Origin of the sequence: Thalassolituus sp. UBA2009, from assembly GCF_002335285.1 — a bacterium.
GTDB classification, from domain to species: Bacteria; Pseudomonadota; Gammaproteobacteria; order Pseudomonadales; family Oceanobacteraceae; genus Venatoribacter; species Venatoribacter alkanivorans.
Genome location: NZ_DDCJ01000128.1, coordinates 819 through 6,700, shown reverse-complemented (window position 1 = coordinate 6,700; position 5,882 = coordinate 819). Strand labels below are relative to the sequence as shown.

6 protein-coding genes are annotated in these 5,882 nt (G+C 51.7%); 1 reads left to right on the top strand and 5 read right to left on the bottom strand.

What is annotated here, in order from left to right:
• Nucleotides 1–107: 107 nt before the first annotated feature.
• Both B3P58_RS15635 and B3P58_RS15630 read right to left on the bottom strand, forming a co-directional pair.
• Nucleotides 108–1,043, bottom strand: coding sequence for a LysR family transcriptional regulator (locus B3P58_RS15635; protein ID WP_145469312.1), 936 nt, complete (start codon nt 1,041–1,043; stop codon nt 108–110).
• A gap of 109 nt (nt 1,044–1,152) precedes the next feature.
• Nucleotides 1,153–1,728: a phosphoribosyltransferase gene (locus B3P58_RS15630; protein ID WP_225691630.1), complete on the bottom strand. Its 576-nt coding sequence runs from the start codon at nt 1,726–1,728 to the stop codon at nt 1,153–1,155.
• A 105-nt stretch (nt 1,729–1,833) separates the two neighbouring features.
• Here B3P58_RS15630 and B3P58_RS15625 point away from each other — a divergent pair, with 105 nt between their 5' ends.
• Nucleotides 1,834–2,400, top strand: a complete 567-nt coding sequence (locus B3P58_RS15625) for a phosphoribosyltransferase (protein ID WP_260996880.1) — start codon at nt 1,834–1,836, stop codon at nt 2,398–2,400.
• Nucleotides 2,401–2,482: 82 nt separating this feature from the next.
• Here the strand turns inward: B3P58_RS15625 and B3P58_RS15620 are convergent, their stop codons facing one another.
• The 3 genes from B3P58_RS15620 to B3P58_RS15610 all read right to left on the bottom strand — a co-directional run bounded on the left by B3P58_RS15620 (nt 2,483) and on the right by B3P58_RS15610 (nt 5,668).
• Nucleotides 2,483–3,226, bottom strand: coding sequence for a substrate-binding periplasmic protein (locus B3P58_RS15620; RefSeq protein WP_286718934.1), 744 nt, complete (start codon nt 3,224–3,226; stop codon nt 2,483–2,485).
• 9 nt (nt 3,227–3,235) lie between these two features.
• Nucleotides 3,236–3,934, bottom strand: coding sequence for a TorF family putative porin (locus B3P58_RS15615; RefSeq protein ID WP_286718932.1), 699 nt, complete (start codon nt 3,932–3,934; stop codon nt 3,236–3,238).
• 435 nt (nt 3,935–4,369) lie between these two features.
• Nucleotides 4,370–5,668 (bottom strand): homoserine dehydrogenase, encoded by a 1,299-nt coding sequence (locus tag B3P58_RS15610; RefSeq protein ID WP_286718930.1) that lies wholly within the window; start codon nt 5,666–5,668, stop codon nt 4,370–4,372.
• Nucleotides 5,669–5,882: the final 214 nt, after the last annotated feature.

Sequence of the window (5,882 nt, the reverse complement as noted above, 5' to 3'; positions counted from 1 at the left end):
TATGGAAATGACAGAATACCCGAATCAAAAAGCAGGATTGGCTTTCAACCCCGCCACAACTGATCATGATGTTGTTTATCGTCAAGCGAAGGCCGATCGAACGGCAATCAGCAGTACTGCGCCACATCGACAATGGTGCGGCGTAACCAGCGATGCGCCTGATGGTGCTGCAGCAGCGGCGACCAGGCCATTTTCAGCTCGAACGGCGGGATTTTGAACGGCGGCTCTTTCACCACCAGCGAGGCCGATTCAGCCTGCATATCGGCCACCTTACGCGGCAATGTCGCCACCAGGTCATTATTCAGCGCCAGCAACGCCGGCATCTGATAATGACGGGTAAACACCGAAATTTTGCGTTTATGCCCCAGCTTTGACAGGGCGTTATCCACCCAGCCCAGACGGATGACTTTCTCCGGGTCGATCCCCACACCAGCCCCCATACCGGTTTTGCTTACCCAGATATGTTTGGAAGCCAGATAGGCATTGAGATCAAAATTGAGAATCCCCGGATGATCGGGGTTAATCAGACAGACAAAGTCGTCCTGCCACAGGGTCATCTGGTGGAAAGACTGTGGCATCTCGTCAAAGCGGTTAATGGCCATATCGACTTTACCGGCTTCTACGTCTTTAAAGGTCACATCCGAGGGGGTCAGTACGTCGAGGATAATATCCGGCGCTTCGGTACGCAGGCGCTTAACCAGCTCCGGTACCAGTGTCGACTCGGCGTAATCGCTGACCATAATGCGGAACACGCGGTGGCTGCTCAGGGCGTCAAACTCTTCCAGTGGCTGTAACGCCATCTCCAGTTCGCCCAGCGCCTTACGGATCACCGGCTGCAGCTCCTGTGCCCGCTCGGTCGGTGTCATACCGTCTGAGGTGCGTACCAGCAGCGGGTCACCAAACAGTTCGCGCAGCCGGCGCAGGCCATTACTCATCGCCGGCTGGGTAATACCCAATTGTTGTGCCGCTTTGGTAACGCTGCCTTCGCGCAGCAGGACATCGAGGTAGACCAGCAGGTTAAGATCGATACGATCGAGGTTCACAGACATCACCCTTCAGTGTTGAAGGGCGCATTGTCGCAGGAATTCCGGCATTCACCAAGACTATACAACTGCCTTGGTGCATAACTTTTATTAATACTGAGTATAAGCCTCAGTGGTCTGCCTTACGCAGGAATGGCTCAACCCAGGGTTTATTGGCAGCGATTTCTTCCTCGCTCAGGCCTTTCAGCTCATACGGAAACACCAGCCAGTCGTCGGTTTCACGCAGACAGAAATCGGGCTTGAAATCGACCCGGTTATACGCCGGACGCTGCCACAGCGTCGCAACCTTAACCTGGCTGGGCATATTACGCTTGAGCTTGCCCTGCAGGCGGTTGATCACCGCGCTGATGTTGTAGCCGGTGCTGAATACATCATCGACAATCAGCAGGCCATCATCAACATTGAGGTTTTCCACCAGATACTGAGTGCCGTGTACGCGAATATCTTCCGGTGACTGCACCATGCTCTGGTAGGCCGGCAGGCCACGATACGAGGTGCGCAGCGCGATATGATCGGTTTTCACGCCCAGCGTCTGCAGACATTCCTGCACATAGATGCCCACCGAGCTGCCACCACGCCAGAGACCAACGATAAAGGTCGGGCGGAAACCGCTCTCAAAAATCTGCACGCCGAGGCGGAACGCATCCTGAATAACCGTTTCTTCGTCCAAAAATCGTTTCTGCATGAGGTACTCTTATGTGACAGGCATAGGAACAGAGCGTTATGATAGCACCTGACCAATTGGTCAGGTAAAGAGTTGTTTCGAAACACGACGGGAGCCGGAATCATTATGAGTGCCAAATTGTACCTAACCGCCCAGGGATTGCTGGAAGATTCTTATCACCTTGCGGCCAAGGTGCTCGACAGCGGCTTCCGCCCGACCTTTATGATTGCCGTATGGCGCGGCGGCGCACCGATTGGCATTGCGGTGCAGGAATACCTCGATTACCACGGCGTTGAGACTGACAACATTGCCATCCGTACCTCGTCCTATCAGGGCATCGATCAGCAGGCCAAAGAGGTCAAAGTGCATGGCCTGAACTATCTGGTGAAGAACGTTAAGCACAGCGACAGCCTGCTGATTGTCGATGATGTATTCGACAGCGGCCGTTCCATCGAAGCCATTATTAACGAGCTGAGCCGTCGCGCACGCCTGAATACCCCACACGATATCCGCGTTGCCGTGCCCTACTATAAGCCGCACCGCAACCAGACCGACCGCGTACCGGATTACTATATCCACGAAACCAGCGACTGGCTGAAGTATCCGCATTCGCTGGAAGGCCTGAGCAACGAAGAAATCGCCCAGGGCCGTCCGGAGCTGTACGAGATTATCAAAGATCACCTGCCAGCCTGAGAAGCAGGCAGAACTGGCATCAATAAAAACGGGCCTTAATCAGGCCCGTTTTTATGAAAGAAACGCTCATTAAATGAGCGGTTTATTTTAATCCTGCCAGATAATCTGCCTGAATTTTTTCAGCATCGATCTTTTTCAGACCTTCATTAAAAATATCGGCGATTGCCTGCTGGTTTTTCTTAAAACAGATAAAGAGTTTTTTATCTTCCAGAAGCCTGTGATTAAAGCTGACTTTATCCTTAAGCCTGATTAAATCCGGATCAGTTTTAACACTGTATTCCAGCACATTTTTATCAATGACAGCCAGATCTATACGGCCAAAAGCGGCCTTCTGAATATTGTTTTTATCTCCGATAACCTCACTGACCTTCAGCTGTCCCGTTGCCACCATGCTGTCAAAACCAGCAGTGTTGACATAATCCTGCACCACACCAATCCGATAAGATTTCAGATCCGTCAGCTCCGACCATACAACCGGTTTAGCCGCCGGCTGCACAAAACCCAGCGGCCCGCTGCCCATTTCAGCCGAGAAAATAAACTCCTTAGCAATGGATTCACTGTAATATTCAGGAAAATAGCCGGAATATTTACTGTCCTGATCTTTTGCCAGATATACCGCCCGTCGCCAGGGATAAAAATCTACCACCAGCGTATAACCCATGGCTGCAAAGGCCGCTCTGGCCACGGCAACGCTGGCCCCCTGCTCTGCCATCTGCGGATCAGAATAAGGGGGCCAGCTGAGTGAGGTCAGGTACACCGTATTCTCTGCCCCGGATTGAGCAGAGAACAACAGTATCATCAGCAAAGGCAGCAGCCAGCGTTTCATCAGAACGGTTTACTTCATCAGCTCAAAACTGCGTTTAACCGACAGTACGATGGTACTGTCGCCATTGTCGTTAAAGTCATCGTCAATGGTCGTGGTCATCACCGTTCCTTTTATTTCAAAACCATGAAACATACGGCTGACCGCAGCCTCAACATACTGATAGGCTGCTTCATTCTCATCCCAGGCCCAAACATCCTTATCACCGGATACACTGTGCGCAGCAGCAAATGCCAGGGTGTAATCACCAAGCGGCATACTGTGTGTCAGTTTAAAAATATTATGGTCGGTATCCAGGCCAAAATATTCCGGTGCGTGATACCAGTAGAGGGTAGTGTTGGCGTTAAAATACAGCCCGACATAGTACTCGCCATAATTATAATCATCGGAATAGCTGGCACCGTGATAGGTGTACTGCGCATAACCGATATCAAAACCAAAGGCCGGATTGATATCGCGGTAATAGCCCAGATAATAATCCCACTCCAGATTGGTATCATCGTTACCGCCAAAATCGACATTACTGGCCCAGGTTCCGGCATATAAGCCGCTGGTGTGGCTGTAATTCAGTGCGCCCTGCAACGCTGGTCCTTTGTCTGTTTGTGACACACCGTTAAAACGATAATCGGACACGACTTCGATGTCCGCCGATACTGCAGCCAAAGAAGCTACAGGAGCAAAAGCGAGGGCAAACAATAAATGCTTTTTCATAATATTTCTCCGTCAGTGGTCAAAACCATGCTCTGCTGTTATTTGCAGATGCATTCATCGTTGACACCTGCGAATCAGACATTCGGCATTTCAGATTGTGAGACACCGTAAGCAGAACGCACCCTCTCACTGACCATTGTGCTGACCATATCCACGTTTTTTAAAACCGGTACCGGCCTGCATAATGTTCTCCTGTTATCATTAAACGATAGTACAGGAGACTATCATCACCAGAATTCCGACAAGAAAGTATATTTTCTCTGCAATACAGCCCACCATTATAAATGATGATCTATATCTCATTTAAATCCGTTGCTGATTTACATAAAACGTCAGATATTCGTTAAATATTTGTTACACAACGCGGACATTCTGCAGGCATAAAAAACGGAGCCGAAGCTCCGTTTTTTTTATATCTCAGCTGTCAGGCAAACCTCAGTTGAGGTGCTCCACACGAATGCGGGTCACATTACCCACCGTGCTGGACAGGGCTTCGATAGCAGCAATGGCTTCGTTCATCTGTTTTTCCACCACTACGTGGGTCAGCAGGATGATCTGCGCCAGCGCTTCACCGTCTTTTGGCTCTTTCTGGATGATGGCTTCGATATTGATGCCACGCTCACTCAGAATGCTGGCAACAGCGGCCAGTACACCGGTTTTGTCTTCTGCCTGAATACGCAGGTAGTAAGCGGTTTCCACTTCTTCCATCGGCAGTACCGCCACGTCTTCAATATCGTTGAAGGCGAGGTGATTAACGCTGGCTTCTGCCGGTGCGTCAAAAGTACGGGCGAGGTCGATAATGTCGGCCACTACCGCAGAAGCGGTCGGGCCAGCACCGGCACCGGCACCAACATACAGCGTGTTACCAACAGCATCACCGTTAACCATCACAGCATTCAGCACGCCATCAACGGTCGCAATAGGACGCGCAACCGGAATCATGGTCGGGTGAACACGCAGGTCGATACCTTTTTCAGTACGGCGGCTGACACCCAGGTGCTTGATGCGGTAACCCAGTTCTTCGGCGTACTCAACGTCATCCGGAGTTACCTTGCTGATACCTTCGGTATAGCAACGGGCAAACTGCAGCGGAATACCGTAAGCAATCGACGACAGAATGGTCAGCTTGTGTGCCGCGTCGATGCCTTCAACGTCGAAAGTCGGGTCGGCTTCGGCATAACCCAGCGCCTGAGCTTCGGCCAGTACATCGGCGAAGTCACGGCCTTTGTCGCGCATTTCGGTCAGGATAAAGTTACCGGTACCGTTAATGATGCCCGCCAGCCAGTTGATACGGTTGGCTGCCAGACCTTCACGGATCGCCTTAATGATCGGGATGCCACCGGCAACTGCCGCTTCGTACATCACGCTCACGCCTTTGGCTTCCGCCGCGGCGAAGATCTCATCACCGTGTACCGCAATCAGCGCTTTGTTGGCGGTAACCACGTGCTTGCCGTTGGCAATCGCGCCCAGTACCACGTCTTTGGCGATGGTGTAGCCACCGATCAGTTCAACAACAACATCAATCTCCGGGTTGTTGATAACGTCGTTCACGTCGGCGGTAACCGCTACAGCGCCGGTGTCCACATCCGGGTTCGGATGACGGGTAGCCACCTGCGCGATAATAATTTCACGACCCGCCCGGCGCGCGATGTCTTGTGCATTACGGGTCAGCACATTAAAAGTGCCGCCGCCAACTGTACCTAAACCACAGATACCTACTTTTACCGGTTTCAAGGTCGTTTCTCCTTAAGATATAGAGAGTATTAAGTTGTTAACCGCCAAAGCCATCGTTACGCAGCATCTGTTTAATGCCGCGCAGCGCCTGGCGGGTGCGCTGGTCGTTCTCAATCAGGGCGAAGCGTACATGGTCATCGCCGTATTCGCCAAAGCCAATTCCCGGTGACACGGCCACCTTGGCCTCGGTCAGCAGCTTCTTGCTGAACTCGAG